Raw genomic sequence first — 14,923 nt, forward strand, 5'->3', positions numbered from 1 at the left:
AGCTCAGTCCGCGAAAGGGTCGGTGACGAGGATGGTGTCGTCGCGTTCCGGGCTGGTCGACAAAAGGGCAACCGGGCACTGGATCAGCTCTTCGATGCGGCGGACATATTTCACCGCAGCCCCGGGGAGGTCATTCCAGGACCTGGCCCCTTGCGTCGATTCGCTCCAGCCTTCCATCTCTTCATAGATCGGCGTGACGCGGGCCTGAAGGTTTGCGGCGGTTGGCAGATAGTCATAGCGTTCGCCATCAAGATCATAGCCGACGCAGATTTTCAGCGTTTTGAACCCGTCAAGCACGTCGAGCTTGGTGAGCGCAATGCCCGACACGCCCGAGGTCGCGCAGGTCTGGCGCACCAGCGTGGCATCGAACCAGCCACAGCGGCGCTTACGCCCGGTGACGGTGCCGAATTCATGACCGCGCTGGCCCAGACGCTCGCCGTCCTCATCGAACAGCTCGGTCGGGAAGGGGCCTTCGCCGACGCGGGTCGTATAGGCTTTGACAATTCCGAGCACGAAATCAATCGAGGTCGGGCCAAGGCCCACGCCGGTTGCCGCCATACCTGCAAGGGTGTTCGACGAGGTGACATAGGGATAGGTCCCGAAATCGACATCCAGCAGCGAGCCTTGGGCGCCTTCAAAGAGGATCCGTTTGCCGGCGCGGCGCGCCTCGGTCAGGACTTTCCAGACCGGTTTTGCATAGGGCAGGATCTTGCCTGCAACTTCTTGCAGGGCCGCTTTCAGCGCCACCACGTCAACCGGCTCCAGCCCGAGGCCGTTGCGCAGGGCGTTGTGATGCGTCAGCAGCCGGTCGATACGGGTATCCAGCGTTGCCTCATCGGCCAGATCCGCCACGCGGATCGAGCGGCGTCCCACCTTGTCCTCATAGGCCGGCCCGATGCCGCGCCCGGTGGTGCCGATCTTGCCAACCGAATTCTGCGCCTCGCGGGCGCGGTCCAGCTCGCCATGGATCGACAGGATCAGCGGCGTGTTTTCCGCAATGATCAGGTTGTCTGGGTTGATCTCGACGCCCTGCGCCGAAAGCTTTTCGATTTCGGCCAGCAGCGCCCAGGGGTCGAGCACCACCCCATTACCGATCACCGACAGTTTGCCGCCCCGCACAATGCCCGAGGGCAACAGCGAAAGCTTATAGACATTACCGTCGATCACCAGCGTATGGCCGGCATTATGGCCGCCCTGGAATCGGGCAACGATATCGGCCCGCTCCGAGAGCCAGTCGACGATCTTGCCTTTACCCTCGTCACCCCATTGGGCGCCTACGACAACCACATTGGCCATTGAGCAGCCTGCCTTTGCGAAAGAAAAAATGCGGCTGAGCTATAGCGGCTGTGTCGTCCGGGGGAAACAGGAAAAACCGGTGGCACGCCAATCCTGCCCGCACCCGCACAAATACATGCAGGTCAAGGAAAGCCGCTCGCAGGATTGCTTCTGTCGTTTTAGCGCTTACCTGTAAAGCCGCGCCCGGTCATTCTGGCGCGAGAAAACAAGCCAGGATTCGCGCGAATGTTCCTTTCGGTCTTTGATATGTTCAAGGTGGGGATCGGCCCCTCGTCGAGCCATACGATGGGCCCGATGGTTGCGGGCGCCCGCTTTCTTGACCGACTGCGCAATTCGCCTTTCCAGGTGAAAGGGGTGCGGGCGGTGCTGCATGGTTCGCTGGCCTTTACCGGGGTGGGCCATGCGACCGACCGCGCGACGGTGCTGGGCCTCGCAGGCTTCGTGCCGGAAAGCTATGACAACGACAAGGCCGAGGCGGCATTGGCCGCGATCCGCGCGACGAAGACGGTGACGCCGCCGGGTCTGCCGCCGCTGGCCTTTGATCCGGCCACCGATCTCAGCTTTGATTTCGGCCCGTCTTTGCCGGGTCACGCCAATGGCATGGTGCTGAAAGCGACCGATGCCGAGGGTGATGTGATATTCGAAGAGATCTATTACTCGATCGGTGGCGGTTTCGTCCTGACCGCCGGAGAGCTTGCAGATCAGGCCGGTGGTGGTGCCCGGGCAAAGGCTGATGTGCCCTGGCCCTTTGAATCCGCAGCTGAAATGCTAGAGATGTCGAAGAAATCCGGCCTTACGGTTGCGGCGATGAAACGGCAGAACGAGCTGAAATTCCGCTCGGCCCCGGATCTTGATCGCGGCATGGCGCGGATCTGGGAGGTGATGAACAGGTGCATCGACCGCGGCATCGAGGTCGATGGCATCCTGCCCGGCGGGCTGAAGGTGCGCAGACGGGCAAAAGGCATCTATGACGCGCTCCAGGCCGAGCGCGGCCTGAACCTTGTGGCGCCGCATACGATCAATGACTGGATGTCGCTTTACGCAATGGCGGTGAATGAGGAAAATGCGGCCGGAGGCCAGGTGGTGACCGCGCCCACCAATGGCGCGGCAGGTGTGGTGCCGGCGGTGATCCGCTACTGGCTCGACCATGTGCCGGGCGCCTCTGCGTCGAGAGTGGGCGATTTCCTGCTGACCGCTGCCGCCATCGGGGGGCTGTGCAAACATAATGCCTCGATCTCGGGCGCGGAATGCGGCTGCCAGGCCGAGGTCGGCTCCGCCGCTGCTATGGCGGCGGCCGGCCTCTGCGCGGTGATGGGCGGCACGCCGGAACAGGTTGAAAATGCAGCAGAAATTGCGCTCGAACACCATCTCGGCATGACCTGCGACCCGGTCAAAGGCCTCGTCCAGGTCCCCTGTATCGAGCGCAACGGCCTCGGCGCGATCAAGGCGGTCTCCGCCGCCTCCCTCTCTTTGCGCGGCGATGGCCAGCATCTCGTCAGCCTCGATGCCTGTATCGAGACCATGCGTCAGACCGGACATGACATGCATGAGAAATACAAGGAAACCTCGCTTGGAGGCCTTGCGGTCAACGTACCCAATTGCTGACCGCCGCGCCGCTTGCTGGCTCCGGAAGCCTCCGGCGGGGATATTTAAGAGACAGATGAATGGAGCAGCTTCTTTCATCTGTCCTTAAATATCCCGAGGGGGCAGGGCCCCCTCTCTCTGCGGCCAAAAGCCTTTTGCCCTCCGGCTGCGATTGGGGTAAGCCCGGGCCCAGGCCGCGCGCCGCTGTCACAGCCCGGAGACCCCCATGCCTGCCGATCTGAACCCTATCGACAAAGCTAAATTCGTTGCCGCCAAACGGGCGGTGGAATTCGTCGAGGACGGGATGAAACTCGGGCTCGGCACCGGATCGACCGCGGCCTGGATGGTGCGCTGCCTGGCGGAGCGCGTGCGCGAAGAGGGGCTGCGGGTCACCTCGGTTGCGACCTCCAGCCGTACGGCTGAGCTGGCCACCAGCCTCGGGCTGAGTGTTCGCAGCCTTGATGAGGTGCGCTGGCTCGACCTGACGATTGACGGCGCCGATGAATTCGACCCGGATCTGAACCTGATCAAGGGTGGCGGCGCCGCGCTTTTGCAGGAGAAGATCGTCGCCACGGCCTCGGATCAGATGATCGTCATCGCCGATGCCGCGAAAGAGGTCACGCGGCTTGGTGCTTTCCCGCTGCCGGTCGAGGTGATTCCCTTTGGCTGGCAGACCACCAGGGCGCTGATCGAGGAAACCCTTGTCGCGATGGATGTGATGACACGCGATGTCAGTCTTCGGATGACCGGCGAGCGGGCGCTTGTCACCGATGAGGCCAACCATATTCTCGACCTTCATCTGGGCCGGATCGGTAATCCGCGCCAGCTGGCGCTGGTGCTGAACCAGATCCCGGGCGTGGTGGAAAACGGTCTTTTCATCGATATCTGCGATATCGTGGTGATCGGAGCTCCGGATGGCAAAGTTACGGTGCGCGACATCAATACGGGCTCGGTCACCGATGATCAGATCGTGTTCGCTCCCACCGACAATATTTTTGCGGATCTCGACTGATGGCTTTTGATTGCGATCTCTTCGTTATCGGCGGCGGCTCCGGGGGCGTGCGCGCCGCGCGGATGGCGGCGGCCACCGGCGCATCTGTCCAGCTGGCCGAGGAAAGCCGGATGGGCGGCACCTGCGTCATCCGGGGCTGTGTGCCGAAAAAGCTGATGGTTTTCGCCTCATCCTTCCGCGAATTGCCTTCGCAGGCCCGCGCCTATGGCTGGGATATCCCCGAGGGCCATTTCGACTGGCAGGCTTTCCGCACCCGCCTTCATACCGAGCTGGACCGGCTGGAAGGCGTCTATCGCCGGCTGCTGGACGGGTCGGGTGTCACCATCCATGACAGCCGCGCGATGCTTGTCGATCCGCATGAGGTCGAACTGGCCGATGGGCGCCGGATTTCGGCGAAACACATCCTGATCGCCACCGGCGGGCGTCCCGAACGCCCCGATCTGCCCGGTGCGGGTCTGGGGATCGTCTCGGATGACGTGTTCAATTTTGAAAAGCTGCCTGAGCGGCTGCTGATCGTCGGCGGCGGTTTCATCGCTTGCGAGATGGCCTGTATCCTCCAGGGCCTCGGCGTCCGGGTTACGCAATTCTACCGCGGTGCCCAGATCCTGCGCGGCTTTGACGAAGAGGCGAGGGGCCTTGTGGCCGAGGCGATGCGCGCCTCTGGCATCAACCTGCGCGTCGGCACCAATATCGCGGCGATGGGGCCGAAGGGCGCTTTGGAGGACGGGTTCGACGCGCCGGTCTCGGAACTGCAACTCGAAACACGCCGGGCGCTCGCCACTGCAGGGCCCTGCGCGGTCCGCTCGACCACGGGCGAATTGTGCGAGGTTGACCATGTGCTCTTTGCGACAGGGCGGCGGCCGAACAGTGACGGTCTCGGGCTGGAAGAGCTGGGCATCGGTATCGGGCGGCGTGGCCAGGTCGAGGTGAACGAGTACAGTCAGACCGCAGTGCCCTCGGTCTATGCCATAGGCGATGTCACCGACCGGGTGAACCTGACCCCGGTCGCGATCCGCGAGGGTATGGCATTTGTCGATACCGTGTTCCATGGCCGCCCCACGCCGGTCGATCACGACCTGATCCCGATGGCGGTCTTTACCCAGCCTGAACTGGGCTCGGTCGGGCTGACCGAAGAGGCGGCGCGCGATCTGGGCCCGATCGAGGTCTATGCGACCAGCTTCCGTCCGATGCGCACTGCCTTTGCCGGCTCGGATGGGCGGGTGCTGATGAAGCTGATCGTCTGTGCCGACACGCGCCGTGTGCTTGGCTGCCATATCGTCGCGCCCGAGGCGGGCGAGATGATCCAGCTTGCGGCCATCGCGATAAAAATGGGCGCGACCAAGGAAGATTTCGACCGCACCTGTGCGGTGCATCCCACCATGGCCGAGGAACTGGTGACGATGCGCAGCCCTGTGCGCCGGTAACAATTGCGAAAATCCTGACTTTCCCGCGAGATCGGACCGCAGCGACCCTGCTGTGGCTTGAATTCCGGGGCGGGATGCACAATTGAGATCATGATATTGTGAAGGAAAAGGACGTATCGATGGCAGGAGGTCCCTGGGGCGGAGGCGGCGGCGATGATGGTCGCGGCGGGAACCGTGGTTCTGACGACGACGGGCGCCGCGGCCCGAACGGGGGTCCGAATGGGGGCCAGAACAGCGGCCCCAATGGTGGCCGGCGTCCGGAAGGCGGGGTGCCGGAAGTCGATGATCTTCTGCGCAAGGGCCAGGAGCAGCTGCGTGTCCTGATGGGCGGGCGCGGCGGCCAGCGTGGCAATGGCGGCGGCGGGCCCCGTGGTCCGCAGGGACCGGGCCTTGGCCCGATCTTTACCAAACAGGGGCTTGTCTTTGGCGCCCTCGCGGCGGTGGCGGCCTGGGCCTTCATGTCCTTCTATACGGTGCGCCCGGAAGAACGCTCGGTCGAGCTGTTCCTCGGCGAGGCTTCGGGCATCGGCAATCCTGGTCTGAACTTTGCGGCCTGGCCGGTTGTGACCTATGAAAAGGTCCAGGTGACGGGCGAGCGCACCACCGATATCGGTGCTGCCGACGGCAATGCCGGCGAGCTGATGCTGACCCGCGACCAGAATGTCGTCGATATCGGCTTCCAGGTCGTGTGGAACATCACCGATCCGCAGGCCTATCTCTTCAGCCTGGCTGATCCCGAGGAAACCATCCGCGCTGTGTCGGAATCCGCGATGCGCGACATCATTGCGCGTTCGGAACTGTCGCCGATCCTCAACCGCGACCGGGGTGCGATTTCTTCGGATCTGCGGATCGCGGTGCAATCCACGCTCGACACCTATAATGCCGGGATCCAGGTCATCCGTGTCAACCTGCGGCGCGCGCAGCCGCCATCTGACGTGGCCGACGCTTTCCGTGCGGTGCAATCGGCGCAGGCCGAACGCTCGCGGCTGGAAAACGAGGCGGACGGTTACGCCAATAAGGTGACCGCAGGCGCTCGCGGTGAGGCAGCACGCCTGACCGAAGAGGCCGAAGCCTATCGCGCCAATGCGGTGAACTCCGCCGAGGGTGAAGCCGCGCGCTTTGTCTCGGTCTATACCGAATATGTCAAAGCGCCGGAAATCACCCGCCGCCGTCTCTATCTCGAGACGATGGAGCGTGTTTATGCCGGCATGAACAAGGTGATCCTTGACGGGGTCAGCGGTGGCCCCAATGGCCAGGGCGTGCTGCCGTTCCTGCCGCTCAATGAACTGGGACGCGGCTCTGCCGCCACCCCCGCCGCACCTGCAGCGGCAGCCGGAGGGTCCAACTGATGCGCTCGATTGTCATTGTTCCCGTCCTGATCGCCATCGTTGTCACGGCGCTGTCCTCGGTCTTCATCGTCGATGAACGCAAAAAGGCGCTGGTGCTGCAATTCGGCCAGGTCCGGCAGATCAAGGAAGATGCCGGCCTTGGCTTCAAGATGCCCTTCATCCAGGAGGTGGTCTATTATGAGGACCGTATTCTGGGTCTGAAAACCGCGCCGATCGAGGTCACGCTGCTGTCGGATCGCCGGCTGGTGGTGGATGCTTTCGCACGCTGGCGGATCAGCGATCTCCAGGCATTCCGCCAGGCGGTCGGGGCTGGTGCCGAAGACCGCGCCCAGGCGCTGCTGAACAACATCCTGCAACAGGCGATCCCCGAGGTGCTGGGCAATACCACCCAGGACCGCGTGCTCAGCCAGGACCGTAATGCGCTGATGAACGAGATCCTGACCATCGCGCGGCGCGAAGCGCAGTCGATGGGGGTCCAGGTGATCGACGTGCGTCTGACCCGCACCGACCTGCCGGATGCCAACCTCAAGGCCACCTTTGACCGGATGCGGTCGGAACGTGACCGTGAGGCAGCTGACGAGATCGCACGGGGTGGCGAAGCCGCACAGCGCGTGCGTGCCGCCGCCGACCGGACCGTGGTCGAGGAAACCTCCTTCGCGCGTCGCAGCGCCGAGGTGATCCGAGGTGAGGCCGATGCAGAACGTAACTCGATCCTTGCCGAAGCCTATGGCGCGGACCCGGAATTCTTTGCCTTCATCCGCTCGCTCACGGCTTATGAGCAGGCGCTGAGGGGGCAGAATTCCTCGATCGTGATGGAGCCGGACAGCGATTTCTTCGCCTATCTGCGCTCGCCGGGCAGCACGGCCTATACGCCGGTCGAGACGCCGGAAAACCTGCCTGCCCCGCCGGTCGCGCCAGAGGTCGTCCCGGCGCCGCAACCGGTCCCGGCTCCGGTGGAGTGAGGCAGACCCCCGCGCGAATGTGCGCAGAAATACAGGAAAAGGGCTGGCTTTTGCCGGCCCTTTTGATTTTCAGGGCGGTGATCGGGAGGAGGGGCGGTCCTGGGGGAGTGGACCAGGATCACAGCGGTCTTTCGTGATCCTCTCAGCGTGATGCAATCTGTGCGCTTATCTCGCCTGCGGGCAGGGTTGTTCCCGATGGACCGAACGCCTGCGACAGGGTGCAGTCACGCGCCGATCCGCGCTGTTCACGCGGCTTTGACAGGACGCGACAGGGTTTGCATTGCGCGCCGCTTTGGCTCAGAGTTTCTTATGCACTTATCCGGACCGGCCTCAGGCGACTCCAATCCTTGACGATCCGGCTGCACGTCCAAAGGAGACCAGATTTGTCCCGCCCCCACACCGTTTCCCTGCGGCCAGCCCGCTCGTCCATCCGGTCTTCCGTCCTGACCGGGTTGCGCAACAGCACGATGCTGGCGCTCGCGCTCAGCGCCGGGCTTGCCTTTACTGCGCCGGCCCCGGTGCTGGCCTTCGGCGCCCCGGATACTTTCGCCGATCTTGCCGAAAAGATCAGCCCTGCGGTGGTCAATATCACAACCTCTTCCGTGGTCTCGCGCCCCTCGGATGGGGGCCCGATCGTGCCCGAAGGCAGCCCGCTTGAAGATTTCTTCAAGGATTTCGGGGGCAGGGGCAATTCCGGCCCGCAACGCTCTGAAGCGCTCGGATCGGGTTTCGTGGTCTCGGAAGACGGCTATATCGTCACCAATGATCACGTCATCAAAGGCGCCGATGAGATCACCATCGAGTTTTTCGGCGGCGATAAACTGCCGGCGAAACTGATCGGCACCGACCCGCAGACCGATATCGCCCTGTTGAAGGTCGAGACGGATAAGCCGCTGGCCTTCGTGTCCTTCGGCAATTCCGATCTGGCCCGTGTGGGCGACTGGGTGGTCGCGATGGGCAACCCGCTTGGCCAGGGCTTCTCGGTCTCGGCGGGGATTGTTTCTGCCAGAAACCGTGAGCTTTCGGGTACTTATGACGACTATCTGCAAACCGATGCTGCGATCAACCGCGGCAATTCGGGCGGGCCTTTGTTCAATCTGGACGGCCAGGTGATCGGGGTGAACACGGCGATCCTGTCGCCAACCGGCGGCTCGATCGGGATCGGGTTCTCGATGGCCTCGAATGTGGTGACTAAGGTTGTCGATCAGCTGAAACAATATGGCGAGACGCGGCGCGGCTGGCTGGGGGTGCGCATTCAGGACGTGACCCCGGATATTGCCGAGGCGATGGGGCTGGCCACTGCCACCGGTGCGCTGGTGACGGATGTGCCGGAGGGCCCTGCCAGAGAGGCGGGCATGATCGCAGGCGACGTGATCCAGCTATTCAACGGTCAGGATGTGAAAAGCGCCGGCGATCTGACCCGGCGTGTCGCCGATGCGCCGGTGGGCGAGGCGGTTCCGGTCGTGGTGATCCGCGATGGTGGTTCCGAGACGCTGAACGTGACGCTGGGGCGGCGCGAAGAGGCAGAGCCGAAGACCTATCCGGCCTCGGCCGACCCGCAGGAGGTGCTGCAGGGGCAGCTTGAGATCCTCGGGATGCAGCTGGAACTGGTGACAGATGCGCTGCGCGATCAGCTTGGCCTGCCGGGTTCGACCGAGGGTCTGGTGGTTGCGGGCATCGATCAGACCTCGGAAGCCTGGACCAAGGGGCTGCGCGAGGGCGATGTCATCACCGAAGTCGGCCAGCAGAAAATCGCGCGCGTGCAGGATCTGAAGGACCGGATCGAGGACGCGAAAAAGGCGGGCCGTAAATCGGTGCTGCTGCGCTTCAGCCGTGGTGGCGATCAGCGCTTCGTGGCCCTGCTGGTGAAGTGAGCCTGGCCCTGAACCGGGCCTGACATCGGGGCGGCGGGGGAAACCTTGCCGCCTTTTTGCGCGGGCGGGGCCAGCGTCTCAGGGCAAAGCTGCGGGACGCGGTCAGAAGTCCCCGACCACAAGACCCAGCTCGCGCGCGGCTGCAAGCGAGAGGTGGTCGGAATCGAGCCCCCGGCTTTGCTGCCAGCTCCGCAGCGCCTTGCGGGTTGGCCCGTCTGTCACCCCGGTCAGCGGCAAAAGATAAAGGCCGCGCGCCTTGAGCGCCCGTTGCAGGGTGGCGATGAATTCGGGCGTCATAACCTCGGGGCAGGGCACGCGGAACCAGACCGTGCTGCGATCCGTGACAATGCGCTGCCGGGCCTCGGACGCAAAGCGCGCCGGGGTGAGAAGCGTACCGGCCTCGTCCCGGGTCTCGGGCGAGACCAGGACCTGTTCCGTGACCGTCTCGATGACCGCCGGGCGGATGTCAGATTGCCAGCAGGCGCCCTTCGGCCCCTGGGGCGGCCCGGGTTTTCCCTTCAGATCTACCAGCTCGGCCGAGAAATCGGCGCGGGTCGGGCCTTTGGGAGTGCCCGCGCCGGTGCAGGCGGCGAGGATCAGCACGACAGGGATAAGGCAGGCGAGATACCGCTTGCGATATGGGTTTGCCCTGTCATGGGCGAAGCCCTGATGCGGCGCAGCGAGGCAGGGCAGGTCAGAGGGGGTCATCGGCTTCTGCTCTTGTTTTCCGGTCACCGGCAGGCCCGATCAGTCCCTGAGGATCCTGTCTGGTCCGGCGCTGCTGCGGGCACCCGCTCAGGCTGTAAGGCTATCCGCATCGGGAGAGGGTGGCAACAAGCGGCACGCGCCGGGCAAGGAAAACACATGGTCATTCTGTACATGGCGATCCTGCGGGGGCCGGAGGCGTGGGGAAACCCTGTTTGTCGCAATTCGACTGTGTGGTGACTGCTCTGGCACAGCGGCGCGGGATGACATATGTCATGGGCAAGACAGGGAATTCAGCGCCGGGCCCGGCTTACGGGCCCCAGAAAACAGACGGAAACCGGGGACGGCAATGGCGAAGATCACCTATATCGAATTCGGCGGCAAACAGCATGAGGTCGAGGTCGCCTCTGGCCTGACGGTCATGGAAGGGGCCCGCGACAATGGCATTCCGGGCATCGAGGCCGATTGCGGCGGTGCCTGCGCCTGCTCGACCTGCCATGTCTATGTCGATCCGGCCTGGGTGGATAAGATCCCTGCCAAGGATGCGATGGAAGAGGATATGCTGGATTTCGCCTGGAATCCGGATCCGCTGCGATCACGCCTGACCTGCCAGCTGAAGGTAACGCCGGCAATGGACGGGCTGATCGTGCATATGCCCGAGAAGCAGATCTGACCCCGCATGAGGGGCGTCGACGGGCGGGCTAAGATTTTTCAGAAAAAATCTTAGAAAATTTCTTAAAAGAAATTTGACCGGAATTCGATGAATTCCGGCGCCTCTGGCCGCTGTTGCACCTCAGGTCGTCAGTCGCTCGGCCTTCCTGCGCACCAGGACGCTGCGCAGGTCATGCATCGCAAGCAGCAGGGCATCGGTGACCTCGTCAAGCTGCGCATCACTGGCCTTTGACTGGGCCCATTGCGAGGTCATGTTCAGATGATCCACGGTGCGCAGGATGTCATCCGTCTCGCGGGCGTCGAGCAGCGCGCGCCGCTTTGCAATCCAGGTGCGGATCGCCTCAAGATCTGCCTCTGAAAGCTCGCGATCCCCATGTGGCCGGATATTTCCATTCTTCACATTGACGCTGGCGATCTCGTCCAGCTCGATGCGGCGCTGGCGGTTTTCCGTGTCCACCCGGCAGACCGAGGCCCCATTTTCCCGGATACGAAAGTAATAGGGGGGTAAGCTGTCGGACATGTCGGGACTATTCCTGGCGCCATGGGCAAAAACCGTCAATCCGGCTGATTTAAGCGCAAATTCCTATAAAAACCAGCCCCTGCTGATGCCCGCCCAACTCAGTCGCGATTGTCGATCACCCGCAGCAAAGACCCATCAGGATCGATCAGTGCGAACATTCGCGGCGCACCATCCGGGCGGAAAAAACCGGTGAGGCGCGGGATCCCCTCGGCGGGGAGGCCGAGCTTTTGCCATTCCCCAAGCAAAGCATCCGGGTCATCCACCCGGATACAGGCCGAGAAACTGCTCTGTGCCGGATCAAGATCAGGCCAGGCAAAAAACTCCAGCTCCAGTGCGCCCCGTCCGAGGATCATCCAGCCCTCGCTGAAATAGCGCGTGGCAAAGCCAAGCCTGGCATAGAACTCTGCCGTCGCCCGCATATCGCGCGACGGCAGATTGGCGGTGATCCGGTCCCGGGTCATGGCTCCCCCATGCTGCGCTCCACCGATCATGATCGGAGGTTATCACTCAGACGAGGCTCGCGCAAAACCGCTGGATCCGGTCGCAGGCGTCGCGCAGCACCTCATCCGAGGTGGCGTAGCTCACGCGGAAATTCGGGCTGAGGCCGAAGGCCGATCCGAAGACGACAGCAACCCCGGTCTCTTCCAGAAGTGCTGTTGCAAAGACTTCGTCATTGGTGATCACCACGCCTGCGGGTGTCGCCTTGCCGATACAGCCCGAGATGTCCGGATAGACATAGAAGGCGCCTTCCGGTTTCGGGCAGGTGATGCCGGTCGCCTTGTTCAGCATCGAGACCACCAGATCGCGGCGGCCCTGGAAGACGCGGCGCCAGTCGGCGAGGAAATCCTGCGGCCCGCTCAGCGCCTCGAGCGCCGCCCATTGGCTCACGGAACAGGTGTTCGAGGTCGATTGCGACTGGATCGTCCCCATCGCCCTGATCAGCGCCACGGGGCCTGCCGCATAGCCGATCCGCCAGCCGGTCATCGCATAGGCTTTCGAGACGCCATTGCAGGTCAGAGTGCGGTCATAAAGCCCCGGCTCGACCTGGGCGGGGGTGGTGAATTCGAAATCGTCGAACACCAGATGTTCATACATATCATCCGACATCACCCAAACATGCGGGTGGCGCATCAGGACATCGGTCAGACCCTTCAGCTCGGCGCGGCTATAGCCCGCCCCGGTCGGGTTCGAGGGCGAGTTGAAGATCAGCCATTTGGTCTTTGGCGTGATCGCGGCCTCAAGCTGTTCGGGGGTGATGCGGAAGTTATTCTCAAGCGTCGCGACCACCTCGACCGGGGTGCCGCCCGCCAGCTGCACCATATCGGGATAGCTGACCCAGTAGGGCGCCGGGATGATCACCTCATCGCCCTTGTTCAGCGTGGCGATCAGCGCGTTAAAGAGGATCTGCTTGCCGCCGGTGCCCACCGTCACCTGGTTCGGTGTATAGGTCAGCCCGTTCTCGCGCAGGAATTTCGCGCAGATCGCGGCTTTGAGCTCCGGGATGCCATCGACGGCGGTATAGCGGGTCTTCCCCGCATCAATCGCGCGCTTTGCGGCATCGCGGATATGTTCCGGCGTGTCGAAATCCGGCTCGCCGGCACCAAGGCCGATCACATCCTTGCCGGCTGCCGCCAGTTCTCGCGCCTTATTTGTGACCGCGATCGTGGCCGAGGGTTTCACGCGGGCAAGCGTATCGGACAGAAAGGCCATTTCCGGGTCTCCGGTGGGATTGTTTGCATTTTCCGGTCTCGGGTCTTAAGTTCGCCCCCCCGTTCATACAAGCGATATCAGCAAAGGAGAGGCGTGATGGCGGAAAGCAGCACAGGACGTGAGCCGGGTGTGGATCTGGCACCCGAGGACTGGTTCTCGGCGGATGTGGCAACCTTTGGCGACCGGCTTGCCGGCGCGCGTGAGGCGGCCGGGCTGAGCCAGGAAGATCTGGCGCAACGGCTGGGGGTGCGGCTGACCACGCTGCAGGCCTGGGAAGACGATATGGCAGAGCCGCGGGGCAACCGGCTTTCGACGCTGGCGGGGATGCTGAATGTCTCGCTCGCCTGGCTCCTCACGGCCGAGGGCGACGGGCTGGGCCTGCCGGAGGCGGAGGCAATGCCAGTGGCGCTGAGCGATGCCCTGGCCGACCTGACGCGGCTCAGGGCAAAGGCGGCGGGGCTTGTGCAGGAGATCGCAACGGTGGAAAAGCGGCTCAGACAGGCTTTGCGGCAGGAGTGAGCGATGGTTGCGAAAGAGGGGGCGGTGCCGGGAGAAAGCCATGACGCCCGGCTCCGCCGGATGCGGATGCGCAGCTGGCGCCGTGGCATTAAAGAGATGGACCTTGTGTTCGGGCCCTTTGCCGATGCCGGGCTGGCGGGGCTGACGGCGGAAGAGCTGGATCTTTATGACCGGCTTTTATCCGAGAATGATCAGGACCTTCTGACCTGGGTTCTGGGCACGGTTCCCGCCCCGGACTGGACCGCGCCTTTGCTGCCGCGCATCGCGGATTTTGCGGCGACCCGGCTCGCAGGCTGATCCTTTCGCGATAAATCGCGGTAAAATCGTCGCGAGTTTACGGAATGTTTGTGCTTTGTGCTGATTCTGTCTCCGTCTGTTACGTGCGGAGCAAAGTACAAATGTCCCTCCATCAATCCGTCCTCGATGGATCGCAGAAAGCGTTCCTCTCCTGCTATCTCGACAATCTGGGCCTGGTAGAACGCCTGCACAGATTGCTGCTTGATGTCATCAAGGATGAGTTCGAGCGCCTGCGCGTGTTGGAGGTCAACCCGGTCCAGGCCCTGCTCCTGTTCAACATCGGCGAAAACGAGGTGACCGCGGGCGAGCTGAAAAGCCGCGGTTACTACCAGGGCTCGAATGTCAGCTACAATCTCAAGAAGCTGGTCGATCTTGGCTATATGCACCATCAGCGGTCTGAAATCGACCGGCGTTCGGTGCGGGTGCGTCTGACGGAAAAGGGCCGGATCCTGCGCAATCAGGTCTCGGACCTGTTCCTGCGCCATGCCGAGGGCCTCGAAAAACGCGGTGTGATCGATGTCAGCGGCATGGATGAGATCAATACCTCGCTGCGCCGGATGGAGCGGTTCTGGACCGAACAGATCCGCTATATCTACTGAGATATCACCTTGCCTGCGGGGATGGCGTCCGGGGCGCACCTCTCCCGGACCGGCGCGAGGACATGGCAGTGAAAGCCGTCCTGCCGCCGTTTATCTCAACGGCCTGAAGGGCCTCACATTTCCGCAGGGGGCACTTTGCTGGTCGTGCGGGAATGTGGCCTGCTGTCGCAATGCCGCACAGGAAGATAGGATCGTCACGAGGGCTCCGGATCGTGCAGATCTGGATAATTAAGGTCAAAGCCGGGGCGGTGGGGCCACCGAGGGATCGAGGTGTCTTTGTGGTGCAGTCCAGGCGCGACCTCAATGTCGCAGGGCGCGAGTTGCGCCGCCGGATGCGGTTTGCAGAGGACCGAGCAGAGGATCTGCATCAGGCCCACCAGGTTTAACCGTTCCGGCTTGT

General features: G+C 63.1%; 15 protein-coding genes. 10 read left to right on the forward strand and 5 right to left on the reverse strand.

The features are described from left to right. Window positions 1-3: 3 nt before the first annotated feature. Window positions 4-1,296: an adenylosuccinate synthase gene (locus QNO18_RS09310; protein ID WP_283177442.1), complete on the reverse strand. Its 1,293-nt coding sequence runs from the start codon at window positions 1,294-1,296 to the stop codon at window positions 4-6. A gap of 225 nt (window positions 1,297-1,521) precedes the next feature. On the opposite strand from QNO18_RS09310, the gene QNO18_RS09315 reads away from it, so the two are divergent. From QNO18_RS09315 to QNO18_RS09340, 6 genes are all read left to right on the forward strand, one after another. Further along, entirely contained in the window at window positions 1,522-2,901 is a 1,380-nt protein-coding gene (locus QNO18_RS09315) for an L-serine ammonia-lyase (protein WP_283177443.1), read from the forward strand. A 205-nt stretch (window positions 2,902-3,106) separates the two neighbouring features. Then, complete coding sequence (rpiA, locus tag QNO18_RS09320) at window positions 3,107-3,892, forward strand: ribose-5-phosphate isomerase RpiA (RefSeq protein ID WP_198835579.1); 786 nt, start codon at window positions 3,107-3,109, stop codon at window positions 3,890-3,892. Further along, window positions 3,892-5,316, forward strand: coding sequence for a glutathione-disulfide reductase (gorA, locus tag QNO18_RS09325; protein ID WP_283177444.1), 1,425 nt, complete (start codon window positions 3,892-3,894; stop codon window positions 5,314-5,316). The genes rpiA and gorA overlap by 1 nt, the downstream gene beginning before the upstream one ends. 119 nt (window positions 5,317-5,435) lie before the next feature. After that, window positions 5,436-6,665: an FtsH protease activity modulator HflK gene (gene hflK, locus QNO18_RS09330; protein WP_283177445.1), complete on the forward strand. Its 1,230-nt coding sequence runs from the start codon at window positions 5,436-5,438 to the stop codon at window positions 6,663-6,665. Continuing rightward, the gene (locus tag QNO18_RS09335; protein ID WP_283178771.1) at window positions 6,662-7,627 is read left to right on the forward strand and encodes a protease modulator HflC; all 966 of its coding nucleotides are present in this window, start codon (window positions 6,662-6,664) and stop codon (window positions 7,625-7,627) included. Before hflK ends, QNO18_RS09335 begins: the two co-directional genes overlap by 4 nt. 467 nt (window positions 7,628-8,094) lie before the next feature. Further along, window positions 8,095-9,501 carry a Do family serine endopeptidase gene (locus QNO18_RS09340; RefSeq protein WP_283178772.1) on the forward strand — a complete coding sequence of 469 codons (1,407 nt, stop codon included), beginning with the start codon at window positions 8,095-8,097 and terminating at the stop codon, window positions 9,499-9,501. A gap of 102 nt (window positions 9,502-9,603) precedes the next feature. Here QNO18_RS09340 and QNO18_RS09345 read toward each other — a convergent pair whose 3' ends face one another. Next, window positions 9,604-10,209 carry a peptidoglycan-binding domain-containing protein gene (locus tag QNO18_RS09345; RefSeq protein WP_283177446.1) on the reverse strand — a complete coding sequence of 202 codons (606 nt, stop codon included), beginning with the start codon at window positions 10,207-10,209 and terminating at the stop codon, window positions 9,604-9,606. Between the two features lie 346 nt (window positions 10,210-10,555). Between QNO18_RS09345 and QNO18_RS09350 the strand changes: the two genes are divergently transcribed. Then, on the forward strand, window positions 10,556-10,879 hold the full coding sequence (locus QNO18_RS09350; protein WP_092896405.1) for a 2Fe-2S iron-sulfur cluster-binding protein: 324 nt from the start codon (window positions 10,556-10,558) through the stop codon (window positions 10,877-10,879). Between the two features lie 120 nt (window positions 10,880-10,999). Here the strand turns inward: QNO18_RS09350 and QNO18_RS09355 are convergent, their stop codons facing one another. From QNO18_RS09355 to QNO18_RS09365, 3 genes are all read right to left on the reverse strand, one after another. Then, entirely contained in the window at window positions 11,000-11,398 is a 399-nt protein-coding gene (locus tag QNO18_RS09355) for a hypothetical protein (RefSeq protein ID WP_283177447.1), read from the reverse strand. 98 nt (window positions 11,399-11,496) lie between these two features. Continuing rightward, window positions 11,497-11,859: a bleomycin resistance protein gene (locus QNO18_RS09360; RefSeq protein WP_283177448.1), complete on the reverse strand. Its 363-nt coding sequence runs from the start codon at window positions 11,857-11,859 to the stop codon at window positions 11,497-11,499. A gap of 46 nt (window positions 11,860-11,905) precedes the next feature. After that, window positions 11,906-13,108: a pyridoxal phosphate-dependent aminotransferase gene (locus QNO18_RS09365; RefSeq protein WP_283177449.1), complete on the reverse strand. Its 1,203-nt coding sequence runs from the start codon at window positions 13,106-13,108 to the stop codon at window positions 11,906-11,908. A 96-nt stretch (window positions 13,109-13,204) separates the two neighbouring features. On the opposite strand from QNO18_RS09365, the gene QNO18_RS09370 reads away from it, so the two are divergent. From QNO18_RS09370 to QNO18_RS09380, 3 genes are all read left to right on the forward strand, one after another. Beyond that, entirely contained in the window at window positions 13,205-13,627 is a 423-nt protein-coding gene (locus QNO18_RS09370) for a helix-turn-helix transcriptional regulator (protein WP_198835573.1), read from the forward strand. A gap of 3 nt (window positions 13,628-13,630) precedes the next feature. Further along, window positions 13,631-13,924 carry a succinate dehydrogenase assembly factor 2 gene (locus tag QNO18_RS09375; RefSeq protein ID WP_233092598.1) on the forward strand — a complete coding sequence of 98 codons (294 nt, stop codon included), beginning with the start codon at window positions 13,631-13,633 and terminating at the stop codon, window positions 13,922-13,924. A gap of 101 nt (window positions 13,925-14,025) precedes the next feature. Next, window positions 14,026-14,523: a winged helix DNA-binding protein gene (locus QNO18_RS09380; RefSeq protein WP_283177450.1), complete on the forward strand. Its 498-nt coding sequence runs from the start codon at window positions 14,026-14,028 to the stop codon at window positions 14,521-14,523. The last annotated feature ends 400 nt before the right edge of the window (window positions 14,524-14,923 follow it).

This window comes from Gemmobacter sp. 24YEA27, from assembly GCF_030052995.1.
Lineage (GTDB): Bacteria > Pseudomonadota > Alphaproteobacteria > Rhodobacterales > Rhodobacteraceae > Pseudogemmobacter.